The sequence below is a fragment of the Flavobacterium sp. T12S277 genome (assembly GCF_048514875.1).
GTDB lineage: Bacteria > Bacteroidota > Bacteroidia > Flavobacteriales > Flavobacteriaceae > Flavobacterium.
The window spans coordinates 43741-57980 of record NZ_JBLYEG010000015.1; the positions used below are offsets into that span (position 1 = coordinate 43741).

Sequence of the window (14240 nt, forward strand, 5' to 3'; positions counted from 1 at the left end):
ATAAGATTTATTTTATGAAGTTGATCAGACATTACCCGTTGATTTGTTTTGCCATTGGATCTGTCATTAATTCCGGGGTACTGCGCATAATTTTTTATGCTCTTTGCAGTTGGAAAAACCAATACGCAGATCACGCTGATTCGCTAGGCGAAAACGCAGATCAACACAGATTTTTTTATATTATTTAGGTAGAAGTTAATTGATGTCTTCAAAGTATTTCTACCGTAAAAACCTGCGTAGATCTGCGTTTTCGTGAAACGAACCCGTGTCATCAGCGTTTCTATTTATTATTCTGATAAAGTTTTCAGTAATTGATCCAGATTGTCAATACTCATTTTAAAGCCTTGTTCGAAGCCCATTTCAATCATTTTTTCCAGACGCTCCAGAGATTCATTGAAAATTGAGATACTCACTTTTGTAATGCCGTTTTGTTCGCTAAAACTATGATCCCAATCGGAACCGGGCAGCTCACGATTTTCATTCTGGTCTGCAAAAGTATTGAACATCTTGAAATTGGTTTTTGGAGTAATAGAAGTATATTCCTGAACGGCCCAGCGCTCGAAACCTTCCGGACTTACCATGGCATAAAATCTTCGTCCGCCAACTTCAAAGTTCATGTGTTTTGTTTTAGATGACCAGGGTTTTGGTGCCACCCATTGGTCCAGAAGTTCCGGTTTTGTAAAAGCATCCCAAACCAACGGAAGTTCGGCATTAAATTCTCTGTTAATGATTACCGTTTTTGTGGCTTTGTCTACGGTAAAATCAAATTGCAAATCGTTTTTCATTTTTTCTGTTCTTTAAGTGTTACTAGTAGTTCGTCAAGCTGATTGAACTTGGTTTCCCAAATCGCTATGAATTGGACTAACCATTGATCAATCTCTTTCATTTTTTCAACTTCAAGTGAATAGTAAATTTCTCTGCCTTGCTGTTCCTGTTTGAGCAGGTTGCATTCTACAAGTATGCGCAGGTGTTTCGAAATAGACTGTCGTGTAGTGTTAAAATTCTCTGCAATGGCGTTTGGTGTCATTGCCTGCAGTGCAATCAAAGCGATAATGGACCGTCTTGTCGGGTCGGCTATGGCCTGAAAAATGTCTCGTCTCATGATGTTCCGATTTTAATTAAGAAACCAATCAGTTGCAAATATACGTGCAACTATTCGGTTTCGCAATTTTTTTGAGAGTTATTTTTAAAAATTTTATCGCAAAGTCGCTGAGGAGCAAAGTTTTAAGGTTGTTTGGTGGTGGTTTGTTGTTTCAAGTTTCAGGTTTCAGGTTTGTGCAATCTTGTCATTTCGACCGAAGGGAGAAATCACATACGTGGAGCGACAAAGATTGTCGACTTAGTTTGCGGAGTTTCTGGTGTGATTTGCTTCGCCTGTTCGCTATCGCTCGAGTCTCCCTTCGGTCGAAATGACAAAAATGCGGTAAAAGCTTGATGAAATTGCTTTAGGAGTTATCAGAGAACATGAAATTCTTGAAAAAGAAAGAACCAATTTAGAAAATAGCTTTTATTGGCTCAACGAACTGGCGGAGATTTTGAATCCTTATTTGTGTGAGGAGTAAATATATAAAATGGAAAAACCTTGATTTTTTTTAGGTCGAGGTTTTTTTAATATTTATACTTTTTATATGGTTTTCGAACTTGTGTAAATCTAGAATCTAGTTTATAATGTTTTCCGTTTGAGTGAATTTTTAAAAAGCTTAAGTTTAAATTAATTTCACAATCTGTTGTATTAAAAATCATTAAGTTTTGTTTGCCAGCTAATACCTTATCAACATCATCATTTTTCTCAACTATATAGCTTAGTTCTAATTTAGGATCATTAGCTCGTATATATTTTTGAGATTTATCTTTAAGATAATTAATGTAATCTTCAGTAATTGCTTCATTAAAAAAAATTGTACTAAAACTATTTACAAATTGAAGGATGTTTAATTGATCAATATCTTCTTTTCTCGAAATTTCTATTATTTTATCTTTCTTGTTTCCTATTTTATAAATTAAAGAATCAAAAAATACAACAGTTAAGATTGGACTCAATGGAATGAATATTTTTAGGCCTACAAGTGAATAACCCGTTTTTGAATGTTTCCATTTTTTCAACTCAAGGAATTTATTGTACTTGACAATTGGAAAGTCAGAAGTAAGAAATGTATTTGATGTTTTATTAACTAAAAGTTTAAAATCCAAATCGACTATGTGCTCAGTTATAGTATGAGTATTAGATAAAGAAAGTTTAATGTGTTCTTCGTGGGATAATCTTGGTAAAATTTTATCTATATCAACATTTGGATCGAGTTCTCGAAGTGTTTTTTCCATTTGTGAAAAATGATTTTTCATTGCATCAATTCGAACGGGATTTCTAGAATCAGTTATTGCTACAAATGATAATAATTCGATATGTTCAATAGAAAATTTTCTTGGTAGGGATTGGTTAGAGATTATGTTTTTAATTAATTCGGCAAGATTTCCCTCTATGTTTGCTAAGGCATCTTCTATTTTGCCATCGATGCCATAAAAAAAGTTTTTAGACCCTTGATGTCTTAATTTAGCTCTTTGTACGAAGATATTATTAAATATGTTGAAGATCCCTATTTCATTTTTATTTTGGTTATAAGAAAAATTACGTAAATAAAATTTGGGAATGTAATGCTGGTGCTTTTTATCCGTTTTCATTCTAGATTTATTGATCAAATTATCATGTTAAGTTTAAAATTTATTATGATTGTTTGCTAATTTAGCTTCGATTAATATTTATAGAATCTTTTGAAATATTTTAAAATATTTGGTACCAAATTTTCTTTGCTAAATTTCATTAAATCATTATTTTTTGATATATACCTTAAATAATGCTCAATTTGATGATTGGACGGTAGTTTTTTATATTGTTGAGTAAAATTATCTAAAAAAAACAAAGCATGGTTACCAATGAATAGTTTAGCCGCTTGCGAAAAATACGCACGCAAAATACCTTTTCTTCTTTCATTAGATAAGACTTTAATTTTAATTATTGGTTGATTATAATTTAAATAGTCTTCATAATCATCTAAATTATTTATTCCATAAAAATGAAAAAATGGAAATTGTAAGTTTTCATATAACTGGATAACAAAATCATTCATTATTATTGCGGAAGGATCAGAACGTTCTTGAACAGATACAACATTCAAAGTTTTATAACTATTATCATTATTACGATCATCAGGGTCTCTTATTGTTTCCAAATAAGTGGTAGAAAGTGGAATGTCTTCTAAGCCAGTATTGTCTATAGCTAGAATTTTTGTTCTAAGTTTCTCATTTAGCTGTGTTGACAAATTTAACCCAGAATCACATTGGGAAGTTCTCCAAAATTGCAATAGAAAAAAAAGTCTTGCTATACGAGATTCTTTTTCGTTCAATATTTTTTCTCTTACATTTTTAAGATTAGAATTCCGAAATTTTGGTATAATTTTAGAGACAAATTCAGTTTCGATTTTTGTAAAAATATCTTCACATTCTTTGCAAAAAGAATCACTAACAGTAAAATCAATATTTGTTTCTGCATCTATATTTTCTTTGGCTGTCGTTTTACGCTTTAAAAGATTTTCTAATGCTTTTGGTGAGGCTTGCTGTTGGAATTTGAAGTCTACAGTTAATTTACGACTGTTAATTTCCCAATACATTCCTTTTCCACGAGTAGTAACTCCGTCTTCATTAAGTGCCGTTTTAATAATGAAGTCACTTAAATAGTGTGTATTACTTTTTGGCTTTTTATCCTGTAGGCATAATTTACATATCATATAGGCTGATTATTTTATCAAAAATATCAATTTAACACTTTGAATAATCAGGTATTTTTACCTGATTTATTAAAAAAAAAAACAGCCCTCCAAATAGAGAGCTGTCCGAATGCAAATTTTTAATTTTACACTCCTAAAGAATGCGTACAGTTTGTAATAAACTACTACAGAAAGCTAAAACGCAGGTTATTCGTTTATAACATCACCTTCTTTAGTTTCTTCGCTGGCAATTTTTACCAGTTTGTCTTTGAGGTTTAGATCGCCAAAGACTTCAATTTTATCATCGATTTCTCTTCCTTTTTTAACGTCGACTCTGGTGGCTTTGTGGTTAACAACTTTAATCACAAACAAACCTTCGGCCGAACTTACCAAAGCCGATTTCGGAATTACAAAGGTGCTGTCTTTCGCGTTTAGCGGTAATAACACTTCGGCTACCATTCCGGGTAATAAATTTGCTTTGGTGTTGTGAACGTCCATTTCGACACGTTCAGAACGCAGTTTTAAATCGAGTGCTCCCGACATTCTCTGAATAGTCGCCTTAAAAGTGTCTGGTAACGATTTTACATTAAAACTCATTTCGTCGCCATTGTGTAAATATCCGGTATACAATTCAGGAACCGAAACGGCTAAACGCAATTTGTCCTGCTGCTGAATGGTCAATAAAGGCAAGTCAGAACCTTTTCCTGCCGGTCCTACAAAGGTACCAAGATTTACATTTCTGGCGGCTACAACTCCGTCAAAAGGAGCACGGATTTCAAGATAGCCTCTCATGATCGATACTTCTTTGTGTGCTGCAATTGCTGCCTGATATTGTGCGTAGTCGGAGTTTTTCTTTCCGTTGGCCATTTCTAAATCATTTTTAGAAATTGTTCCTTCAACTTTACTGGTTTCGTACAAGCGGTTGTAAGTGCTTTTGCTGGTGGCATAAATGGCCTCCATCGATTTTAGTCTTGATTCGGCAGCCGCCAGTTGAGAACTGATTTCGGGAGCTTCGAGAATGATTAAAAGCTGTCCTTTTTTTACTTTCGAACCAATGTCTACTTTCAGCAATTTTACAAAACTACTTACTTTGGCGTACAAGTCTACTTGCTGGAAACCGGTTAATTCGGCTGGCAGGCGTAAGGCTGTAGTCAGTTTTTCTTTTTGTAAAAGAAAGGTTTCTGTTTTAGGTTCAATTTCGGCTGCAACGGTTTCTTCTTTCTTCGAATTACAGGCGGTTAGAAGAAATACGGCTACAAAAAGTAATGCGGTCGATTGTATGAATTTATTTTTCATAAAAGGTGAAATTTATTTTTTTATGGGTCATTTAGGTTATCGCTTTTAACTAGTGTTTTTTGGCGACTCCGTTTTTTGGATTTAGTGATGAAATATAGTGAATACTTTCTTCGTCTTCGGGATCTAAAGAAACCGATTGTGTCGTGGTATGTTCCTGTGCCCAGGCAAATATTAATGGTAAAATTAATAAAACAGTGACGGTCGAGAATAACAATCCGCCAATCACGGCTCTTCCTAACGGAGAAACCTGATCGCCACCTTCGCCATGACCAATCGCCATTGGAAGCATTCCCGCGATCATCGCCACAGAGGTCATGATAATCGGACGCAGACGTAGTGCCGCAGCTTCACGAGCCGATTCTAAGGCATTGCCATTTCGTTTGCGGAGCTGTTCGGCATTGGTGACCAATAAAACGGCATTGGCAATCGAAACTCCAACGGACATAATGATTCCCATATAGGACTGTAAATTTAAGGTTGAACCTGTGATCGTTAGCATCAATAAGGCACCTAAAACTACTGCCGGAACAGTGGTTAAAATGACCAATGAAACTTTGAAGGACTGAAAATTAGCGGCTAACATTAAGAAGATTACAATAATGGCAACCAATAACCCTACTTGTAAACTGCTTAATGTTTCCTCCAATACTTTACTCAAACCAATTGGGTTGATGAACAAACCGCGAGGTAGTTCTCCCAAAGCGTTTATTGTCGCAGCCACATCCTTAGAAGCCGTCCCCAAATCGGTCTGGTTGATGTTTGCTGTAACGGTAATGTATGGCATAGCCCCTAAATTGTCATTTTCACCATTGACTGTGGTAGGTGTAATTTTCGCAACATCGCTTAATACCGGACGAAGCGAATTTTTTAGTACCGGAATTTCTCCAATATCGGTTTTGTTTTTCATCTGATTCAGCGGCACCTGTACCTGCACAGCAACCGATAAACCAGTTTTTTCATCAATCCAGGTATTTTTTTCAGTATATCTTGATGATGAGGTCGAAGCAATCAACGAACGCGAAATGTCGTTCATATCTACACCTAATTCGGCAGCACGGGTTCGGTCGATGTCTATATTTAAGGCCGGATAGTGAATAGGCTGTCCGATTTGAACATCTCTGAAATAGTGTATTTTTTGCAGTTTTTCAACAATTTGATTGGCGTACAGCTCGTTTCGTTTTTTGTCTTTTCCGGCAATTCTGATTTCAATTGGAGTAGGTGATCCCTGACTCAATACTTTATCTGTAAGTTCGATAGGTTCAAAAGAAAGCTTCACATCCGGAAGGATTTTTTTGATACGGGCTCTCAGATCGTCTTTAAATTCATCCATGTCAACATGGTAGTCTTTTAAACTCACTTGAAAAACAGCTTCATGCGGTCCTGCGGTAAAAAGATAAATAGGGTTGATGGAGAACAATGAAGGGTGCTGTCCTACATATACAGAGGTAATTCCGACATGTTCTTTGCCGACCATTTTATTAATTTCTTTTAAAACCAATATTGATTTTTCCTCGGTTCGCTCGATACGAGTTCCGTCGGCAGCCCTCATTCTTAATTGAAACTGACTTGAATTTACTTTCGGAAAAACGTCTTTTCCGATAAAAGTGATCATTATAGCTGCCAGACAGCTAATGGCAATCAGGTAAATCAAGCTTGTTGCTTTTTTATAAGGAAATAAACGATCCAGCGTTCGCATAAAACGAATTCTAAAACGCTCGAAAGCGCCAATTTTCCCGTTGTTGTCGGTATCTTCTCTTTCAACGTAGGCTTTCTTCTGTGTGATGAGGTCTTTTTCAGATTCGGGAGTTAAACCGCAGTCATTAAATTCGGCTTCATCGTCTGTAATTTCAGGACCATGTTCGTGTTTGGCGTGTCCTTTCATCAGCCAGTTGGCCATTACAGGCACAAAAGTCTGAGACAGTAAAAACGAAATTACCATAGAGAATCCAATCGCTAAAGCCAAAGGCAGGAACAAGGCTCCCGGAATTCCGACCATCGTAAAGGCCGGGGCAAAAACTGCCAATATACAAAGCAGGATTAATAATTTAGGCAATGCGATTTCCTGACAGGCGTCCCAGATAGCGAGTGCCTTGGGTTTGCCCATGTCGAGATGCTGATGGATATTTTCGATGGTTACGGTACTTTCGTCTACTAAAATTCCAATTGCCAAAGCCAATCCGCTTAAAGACATTAAGTTGATGGTTTGTCCAAAGAGTTTTAGAAATAAAACACCCGAAATAATCGAAATCGGAATGGTTAGAATTACAATTAAGGCAGCGCGTTTGTCTCCAAGGAAAAGCAAAACCATCAAACCGGTTAAAACGGCTCCGATAATTCCTTCGGTAATCAAACTTTTAACGGAGTTGATTACATAAACAGACTGGTCAAACTCATAAGACAATTTTACGTCTTCGGGTAAGGTACTCTGAATTTTAGGCAATTCGGCTTTCAGTTTCTGAACAACATCCCAGGTGGAAGCATCTCCCGCTTTCGCAATACTGATGTATACCGAGCGTTTACCGTTTACTAAAGCATAACCGTTTGTAATATCGGCACCATCTTTTACGGTTGCTACATCGCCCAGAGTCAGGTTTTGTACGCCACCTTTGAATAGTGGAATTTTTTCGAAATCCTTAATTTCTTTGATGGTATTATTGGTTGGCGTAATATAGTTTTTGTCTCCAATTCTAACATTTCCCGAAGGTGCAGTCTGGTTGTTTACCCGAATGGCTTCAACCACCTGATCCGGTGTCATATTGTGCGAACGCAGTAAATCGGGATCAACATTTACCTCTACAGTTCTTGGGCTTCCGCCAAAAGGTGCCGGAGATAATAAACCGGGAATGGAGGTAAACGAGGCACGCACATAAACGTTGGCCAAATCCTGCAATTCGTTATTCGAACGTATTTTACTGCTTAAAACCAATTGCCCGATAGGCAGGGAAGAAGCATCAAAACGAATGATAAACGGAGGCTGTGTTCCCGGAGGAAAGGCCGCCTGAATTCTATTGGATAAAGCACTCAGTTCGGCTGCTGCCTGTGCCATATTGGTGTTCTCATAGTAGGTTAATTTCATGATCATTAACCCTTGTGTATTCTTGGTTTCAACTGATTTTACCCCATTGGCAAAGGGTAAAATGTTGACATAGTTTTTAGCAAAGTAAGCCTCCATCTGGTCAGGTGTATAACCTCCAAACGGATGGGCGATATAGATAACCGGAAGGTTCATTTTTGGCAGAATATCTACCTTAATGTCCTTGATGGCACCAATTCCGAAGAAAAATAAACCCGCAACCAATACTAAGATGGAGATGGGTTTGCGGAGTGCAAAACGGATTAAATTCATTAGGATCTGTAATTAAAATTCATTTATAAATAAGTCAAAATTGCCAGTAGCTGCTACTTTTAGCAAAAACGACTGCCATACATTGTTGTTGACGATATCACGGTCAATTTCGGCGCGATTTAAGGTGTACAGCGTTTGGGTAATATCGGTTAAATCGGTTAATCCATTTTTGTACAAAGTCGATTTTTGCAGGTAAGCTTTCTGTGCTGCATTGACCTGAATGGGTGCTTCGGCATAGTTATCCAGCGTAATTTTTATTTTATCATCGGCTAGTGCCAGCTGCGATTTTAATTCTCTGTCGGCCTGGTTGTATTCTTCCTGTAAACCTTGAGAAACATATTTCTGGGCACTTACCTGTCTGCTCATTCGAAACGGAGTGGTTAAGTTCCAGGTGATTCCAATTCCAACCAAATAATTGGTACGATCCGGGTTTACGCCGTCCCAGTAGTTTCGGGTAAAAGCTGTCTGATCGGATGCATAAGCCGAATCAAATCCTGAAGCTCTGGTTTGCAGTACCCCAAATGCAGTCATCGTTGGGTAGTAAAAACGTTTGTATACGTTAACCTGCTGGTTGCTGTAATCGATTTTTGTTTTGTATAATTGTAATAAAGGATGCAAACTATCTGAAGCGATTCCTGTTAATAGTTGTTTTGGAATTTGATTCACAAATAAAGTATCTGTAACAAAATCCTGAGGGGCAACCCCCATCAAATCAACTAATTTGCTGTTTTGCTCTTTGACGAAATTTTTAGCCAGATTCAAAGCAATTTTGGCTTTTGAAACCTCGGCAGTGGCCAATGTCGAGTCAACTCCGGCCAATAATCCGTTTTTAACACGGGCAACGGCTGTTTTCTTAAAAATCTCGGCACGACTCAAGTTCTTTTGCTGTGAAATGAGTAATCTTTGACTTGCCAGTAAGTTCAGATAGGCTGCCGAAATCTTGATCTCCTGCTGAAATTGTTCCTGCTTCAGATCTTTTTCTTTGGCCTGAACATCGATTTTAGCCAAATTGATTCTTTCCTGCGTTTTTCCGAAAGTGAAAAAATCCCAGTTCATGTTCACCAGATACAAAGCGCCAAAAGCGGAGTTCCAGTTTTGTTGTGGTAAGGGCAATCCTGACGAAGCAACTCCTAAACCTCCAAAACCATAAAGAGGTCCGTTTTGTCCGTTTACAGTTCCGTAATCCTGTTGCGCCGATAGGTTAAGATTAGGCAGGTAATCACGCTTGGACTGTTTGAGGCTCTCGCGTGATGCATTGGTGTAATTGCTTTTTGCTTTGATGGAACCGTAGTTTTCCAAACCTGTTTTTATGGCTTCTTTTAAAGACAGGGTTTGCGCATAACTACCACAAGCAAAAATCAAGAAAACTAACAAAGTAATTTTTTTGAAATACATAAAGTTAATGGGTATGAATTTGATCTCTCAAAATTATTTTACTTGCACGGATAAAAGCCTTCTTAAATGATGTAATACGATTATAAATGACCAATTCAATTTGTCATTTAATGGAAATAAAAACTAAAAAAATGTGGTTAATTTGTAAACTATTTAAGTTTTAAGAATGAAGAGACAACTCGAAAACATATTGGATCACAAATGGTGGCAGGAAATTGCCGTGGTTGCGTTTTCATTTACAATTTATACCTTAAAAAACGACTGGATGTTGTTCAGTTCTTTTACATCCATATTAATGGGCATTTTTTTCTATTTGGTTTTGTACCTGCACGCCCAATTCAACCGTTTCTTTTTGCTTCCGATACTTTTTAAACAACAGCGCCCTATAACTTATATTTTTCTGACACTGGCAGGGGTATTCCTCTTTTCGATTGTTTTGTATGAGATTACGAGCCTGGAGATGTTTAGTAACTGCCGTTTGTATCAAAACTCACATCAGCGCAGTTATGTGTATCAGTTGGCCAGTGTTTTGGGGACTTTGGTTTGTATATTAAGTCCGATAATTGTTTTTAAATTTTACCGAATCCATAGAAAACAGACGGACGAGACGCTTTTGTTCAATCAAATGCAATTGAATTCGTTAAAGGGACAATTGAATCCGCACTTTTTATTCAATACCTTTAATACACTGTACGGAATTAGTCTGGAGTTTCCGGACCGTACCCCGGATTTGATCATGAAAGTATCGCAGTTGATGCGTTATCAGCTTGAAAGCAACAACAAACAATGTGTTTCTCTGGAAGACGAACTGGAATTTATAAACAGTTATGTGCAGCTGGAAAAAGAAAGGGTAGGCTATCGCTGTGAGATTACTTATGATTGTAAAATTGACAACGAAAACGCCTATAAAGTATCGCCCATGCTGTTGATTGCATTTATCGAAAATGCGTTCAAACACGGAACCTGTGCGATCGAGAAGTGTTTTGTGAGAATCATTATTACGGTTGAGAACGGTTTGTTGCATTTGCATGTGGTGAACTCCATTCCAAAGAAAAAAACCGATGTGGTTTCGACTAAGATTGGTTTAAAAAATACCATTGAGCGTTTGAATCTGATTTATGGTAAAGCCTATAAGTTAGACATTCAGGACGATAAAAATACCTACATTGTAGATTTGAAAGTGCAATTGAAAAAGTTTGTCGAATGAGAGAGCCTAAAAAATGTATAATTGTTGACGACGAACCGGCAGCGCATTATGTGCTGGCGAATTATATCAAACAAAATCCGCAATTAGAATTGGTTTTCCAGGGGTATAACGGTATTGAGGCAATGGACTATCTGAGGGAACACCCTGTTGATCTGATGTTTTTGGATATCAATATGCCGGAAATTTCGGGGATGGAATTGCTGAAGATTATTCCAACACATCCCAGTACAATTTTGACGACGGCTTATTCGGAATATGCTCTTGAAAGTTATGATTACGGTGTTATAGATTATCTTCTCAAACCTATTTATTTTCCCAGATTCCTGAAAGCGATCGATCGTTTTTTTGCGACGGAAAATGGTAAAATGAAAACAGAAGAAGCTGTTGCGAGTGCTGTTACAGTCAAAGTTGATGGTTATTTTATTGATATCGAATTAGATCAACTTTTGTTTGCGCAGAGTTTTGGCAATTATGTGAAACTGCATACCACAAAAAGAACGTATCTGGCTTCTATCACTACCAGTGAATTTGAGAAATGTTTGCCGGAGAAGAATTTCATGCGCATCCATAAATCCTATATCGTAGCACTGGATAAAATTGAAGCAACAGACAAAGATTTTGTAGTGATTAAAAATGAAAGACTGCCAATTGGTATTACGTACAAGAGAGAATTGTCGGATCGATTGAAAAAATAATACCGATGTAATATTGGATTGAACTATAAATAAAGTTCATATAAAACCGGAAATAAGGAAGCTTACTAATTCAATTATTTCAAAGAAGAAGCCTGCTCAGGAGTTATTTCCGGCAGGCTTTTTTGATATGTTTGTATTAGTTACAAGTTTCAGGATAGTATTTTCTCTTTCCATTCAGGAAGTTTTACGCCTTTAAAGACAAGCCATAAACTAAGTGACAATTCAGCAATTAAACAAGGCATTAATAAAAGAATACTCGAAAGTTGTGGAGCCAGAATTAAGGCAAAACTATTGGTGAGATAACAGATTCCGGCAATGGCCATTAAAACTCCGATTGCTTTTGGAAAGTAGCCCGATTTAAAGATCATATAGCCTTCCAGCAGACATACAAATCCGAAAAAGATCAATCCGATTCCGAAACCAAAATCATGCAGTTTGATCGAAAGATACGACAAGGTGTGCAATTGATCCGGGTGGAAAGATTTTAAATAAGCAGCGTCACCCAAAAAGAACAAAGCCGCGAGAAGATTGAGTTTATTGGCTACTAAAACGGCAGTCTGAATCAAATTAAACGATAAATTTAAAAGAGCCAGTTTTCGGTTTACGGGTTTTAGCAGGTAATAGAGAATAATCATTACAGGTAAATCGCAAATTTGCATGATGAGATCTGCCGTAATGCCAATTTTCCATAAAAATTGTGAATGTATAATGTTATTGGCCGTTGCGTTAGCGTCTGCGGGCACAAACAATTTGTTTCTGACAAAGGTCTCGGCGAAGAATCCCATGACAATAATCACCAGATATAAGGCACCGGCTATACGGGCATAAAATTGTGGTGAGGTTTCAAAATTTTTCAGGCTAGCATTCATTTTTGTGGTTTTGGTTTCTCGTAAGACGCCTGAGAAAGAACATTGTTACCGTTTATTTTAACATTTTTTTATAAGATCATTTTTTCTTCAGAATAAAGTAGTAATTTTAATACGTGATTGTAAGGACTGTTAATTTAAAATTGGGCCAGATGAAAAACCTACTCCTAATGATTCTCTTTTTGTATAGCAGCTTTTTAATAGGGCAAAATGAAGTTTATCCCAACAAAGTGGTGACTCCACCCGAAAAAGTAGTGTTTACTTTTCAGAAAGAATATCCCGGTAAAGTTCCGGTATGGACTTTAAAATACGTTGGAGATGATGATGACGAAATTCGATATGAGGCCAAATTCAAAAAGGATAAAAATACCAATGCGTTGGCGGTTTACGATAATTTAGGAGTTCTGAAAGCCTTTGAGTTGCAAATTCCGTTAAGTCAGCTGCCACAAAAAGCACAAGCCTATCTGAAGAAAAATTACCCTGCCAGTGCTATCAAAGAACTAGCGGTTGTAGTTGATGATAAAAATAAAACGACCTACGAGGTCGGAGTACAAAAAAACTCCAAATTCTACGATGTGGTGTTTGATAAAAATGGAGGTTTTGATGTAATCATCGAAAAAGATTAAAAAGCATTCTTACTAACTCAATATATTAAAAAGGACAAACCCGACAGGTTTTTAAAACCTGTCGGGTTTAGTTTTTTAGTACCGCAATAAGTTATTTAAAACGAAATAGTCGAAATCCGTTTACCAAACCCGACAGGTTTCAAAAACCTGTCGGGTTTAATTATAGATTCGCAAAATAAAAATTACAAATTCATTCCGCCTGAAACTTCGATGCGTTGCGCGTTTACCCAGCGTGCATCTTCGGTACATAAAAAGGCAACTACACCACCAATATCGTCCGGTAAGCCCACTCTTCCCAGGGCGGTAACTGCAGCTAAGTTTTTGTTTAATTGTTCGTTGTCGCGTACCACTCCGCCACCAAAATCGGTTTCGATAGCGCCCGGAGCCACTACATTGGCTCTGATTTTTCGTTCGCCCAATTCTTTGGCCTGATATTTTGTTAGCGTTTCAATAGCACCTTTCATAGAGGCATAGGCCGCATAACCCGGAAAAGAAAATCTTGCCAGACCGGTTGAGATATTTACAATTCCGCCACCATCATTCATGAGCTTTAGTGCTTTTTGTGTTAAGAAAAAGGGGCCTTTAAACTGTATATTAGTCAATTGGTCGAATTCGGCTTCTGTTGTTCCTATAAATGAATTGTGGAGTCCAATTCCGGCATTGTTTACTAAAAAGTCAAACGTATCCGTGTTAAAAGTACTTTTCAAAGCTTCTGAAATAGAGTTGAAAAAGGGATCAAATGTACCGGAATCAGCCACATTTAATTGAAGAGCGGCTGCTTTTTGCCCTAAACCCTCAATCTCTTTTACAACTGAATCGGCTTCGTCTTTTTTACTGTTATAAGTAATGATCACGTCGATTCCTTTTTTGGCAATTGCGATTGCCATATTTTTCCCTAAACCTCTGCTACCACCGGTAACCAGAGCAATTTTTGTGTTTACTGCCATTTTATATTTGTTTTTATTATGATTGTTTGTGTTGAAATCATTCTTTAAATTCACAATACAAAGGTAGGAGCGAAGCAGGAGTGGGGAGTTGTAAATATCAAACC

Annotated in this window: 12 protein-coding genes; 3 read left to right on the top strand and 9 right to left on the bottom strand. The window is 37.1% G+C overall.

The window, feature by feature from the left end; all coding sequences use genetic code 11:
* Window positions 1–287: 287 nt before the first annotated feature.
* The 7 genes from ACN1CN_RS18940 to ACN1CN_RS18970 all read right to left on the bottom strand — a co-directional run bounded on the left by ACN1CN_RS18940 (window position 288) and on the right by ACN1CN_RS18970 (window position 9795).
* Window positions 288–785, bottom strand: a complete 498-nt coding sequence (locus tag ACN1CN_RS18940; protein ID WP_419136775.1) for an SRPBCC family protein — start codon at window positions 783–785, stop codon at window positions 288–290.
* The gene (locus tag ACN1CN_RS18945) at window positions 782–1102 is read right to left on the bottom strand and encodes an ArsR/SmtB family transcription factor (protein WP_419136777.1); all 321 of its coding nucleotides are present in this window, start codon (window positions 1100–1102) and stop codon (window positions 782–784) included. The genes ACN1CN_RS18940 and ACN1CN_RS18945 overlap by 4 nt, the downstream gene beginning before the upstream one ends.
* A gap of 506 nt (window positions 1103–1608) precedes the next feature.
* Complete coding sequence (locus ACN1CN_RS18950; RefSeq protein ID WP_419136779.1) at window positions 1609–2676, bottom strand: DUF4238 domain-containing protein; 1068 nt, start codon at window positions 2674–2676, stop codon at window positions 1609–1611.
* 71 nt (window positions 2677–2747) lie between these two features.
* On the bottom strand, window positions 2748–3779 hold the full coding sequence (locus tag ACN1CN_RS18955; protein ID WP_419136781.1) for a hypothetical protein: 1032 nt from the start codon (window positions 3777–3779) through the stop codon (window positions 2748–2750).
* A gap of 186 nt (window positions 3780–3965) precedes the next feature.
* The gene (locus tag ACN1CN_RS18960) at window positions 3966–5054 is read right to left on the bottom strand and encodes an efflux RND transporter periplasmic adaptor subunit (protein ID WP_419136783.1); all 1089 of its coding nucleotides are present in this window, start codon (window positions 5052–5054) and stop codon (window positions 3966–3968) included.
* A 49-nt stretch (window positions 5055–5103) separates the two neighbouring features.
* On the bottom strand, window positions 5104–8400 hold the full coding sequence (locus ACN1CN_RS18965) for an efflux RND transporter permease subunit (protein ID WP_419136785.1): 3297 nt from the start codon (window positions 8398–8400) through the stop codon (window positions 5104–5106).
* A 12-nt stretch (window positions 8401–8412) separates the two neighbouring features.
* Window positions 8413–9795 carry a TolC family protein gene (locus ACN1CN_RS18970; RefSeq protein ID WP_419136787.1) on the bottom strand — a complete coding sequence of 461 codons (1383 nt, stop codon included), beginning with the start codon at window positions 9793–9795 and terminating at the stop codon, window positions 8413–8415.
* Window positions 9796–9961: 166 nt separating this feature from the next.
* Between ACN1CN_RS18970 and ACN1CN_RS18975 the strand changes: the two genes are divergently transcribed.
* Window positions 9962–11002 carry a sensor histidine kinase gene (locus ACN1CN_RS18975; protein ID WP_264524347.1) on the top strand — a complete coding sequence of 347 codons (1041 nt, stop codon included), beginning with the start codon at window positions 9962–9964 and terminating at the stop codon, window positions 11000–11002.
* Window positions 10999–11697, top strand: a complete 699-nt coding sequence (locus ACN1CN_RS18980) for a LytR/AlgR family response regulator transcription factor (protein WP_291287244.1) — start codon at window positions 10999–11001, stop codon at window positions 11695–11697. The genes ACN1CN_RS18975 and ACN1CN_RS18980 overlap by 4 nt, the downstream gene beginning before the upstream one ends.
* Before the next feature lie 149 nt (window positions 11698–11846).
* Here ACN1CN_RS18980 and ACN1CN_RS18985 read toward each other — a convergent pair whose 3' ends face one another.
* The gene (locus ACN1CN_RS18985) at window positions 11847–12566 is read right to left on the bottom strand and encodes a DUF4386 domain-containing protein (protein WP_419136789.1); all 720 of its coding nucleotides are present in this window, start codon (window positions 12564–12566) and stop codon (window positions 11847–11849) included.
* Between the two features lie 149 nt (window positions 12567–12715).
* Here ACN1CN_RS18985 and ACN1CN_RS18990 point away from each other — a divergent pair, with 149 nt between their 5' ends.
* Window positions 12716–13189, top strand: a complete 474-nt coding sequence (locus tag ACN1CN_RS18990) for a PepSY domain-containing protein (RefSeq protein WP_419136791.1) — start codon at window positions 12716–12718, stop codon at window positions 13187–13189.
* A gap of 182 nt (window positions 13190–13371) precedes the next feature.
* Here ACN1CN_RS18990 and ACN1CN_RS18995 read toward each other — a convergent pair whose 3' ends face one another.
* Window positions 13372–14136, bottom strand: a complete 765-nt coding sequence (locus ACN1CN_RS18995; protein WP_419136793.1) for an SDR family NAD(P)-dependent oxidoreductase — start codon at window positions 14134–14136, stop codon at window positions 13372–13374.
* Between the last annotated feature and the right edge of the window lie 104 nt (window positions 14137–14240).

Bases quoted from the DNA above. Each gene is read 5' to 3' on its own strand.
- ACN1CN_RS18945 (WP_419136777.1), bottom strand. From the start codon at position 1,102: ATGAGACGAGACATTTTTCAGGCCATAGCCGACCCGACAAGACGGTCC.
- ACN1CN_RS18970 (WP_419136787.1), bottom strand. From the start codon at position 9,795: ATGTATTTCAAAAAAATTACTTTGTTAGTTTTCTTGATTTTTGCTTGT.
- ACN1CN_RS18965 (WP_419136785.1), bottom strand. From the start codon at position 8,400: ATGAATTTAATCCGTTTTGCACTCCGCAAACCCATCTCCATCTTAGTA.
- ACN1CN_RS18975 (WP_264524347.1), top strand. From the start codon at position 9,962: ATGAAGAGACAACTCGAAAACATATTGGATCACAAATGGTGGCAGGAA.
- ACN1CN_RS18980 (WP_291287244.1), top strand. From the start codon at position 10,999: ATGAGAGAGCCTAAAAAATGTATAATTGTTGACGACGAACCGGCAGCG.
- ACN1CN_RS18940 (WP_419136775.1), bottom strand. From the start codon at position 785: ATGAAAAACGATTTGCAATTTGATTTTACCGTAGACAAAGCCACAAAA.
- ACN1CN_RS18950 (WP_419136779.1), bottom strand. From the start codon at position 2,676: ATGAAAACGGATAAAAAGCACCAGCATTACATTCCCAAATTTTATTTA.
- ACN1CN_RS18955 (WP_419136781.1), bottom strand. From the start codon at position 3,779: ATGATATGTAAATTATGCCTACAGGATAAAAAGCCAAAAAGTAATACA.
- ACN1CN_RS18985 (WP_419136789.1), bottom strand. From the start codon at position 12,566: ATGAATGCTAGCCTGAAAAATTTTGAAACCTCACCACAATTTTATGCC.
- ACN1CN_RS18990 (WP_419136791.1), top strand. From the start codon at position 12,716: ATGAAAAACCTACTCCTAATGATTCTCTTTTTGTATAGCAGCTTTTTA.
- ACN1CN_RS18960 (WP_419136783.1), bottom strand. From the start codon at position 5,054: ATGAAAAATAAATTCATACAATCGACCGCATTACTTTTTGTAGCCGTA.
- ACN1CN_RS18995 (WP_419136793.1), bottom strand. From the start codon at position 14,136: ATGGCAGTAAACACAAAAATTGCTCTGGTTACCGGTGGTAGCAGAGGT.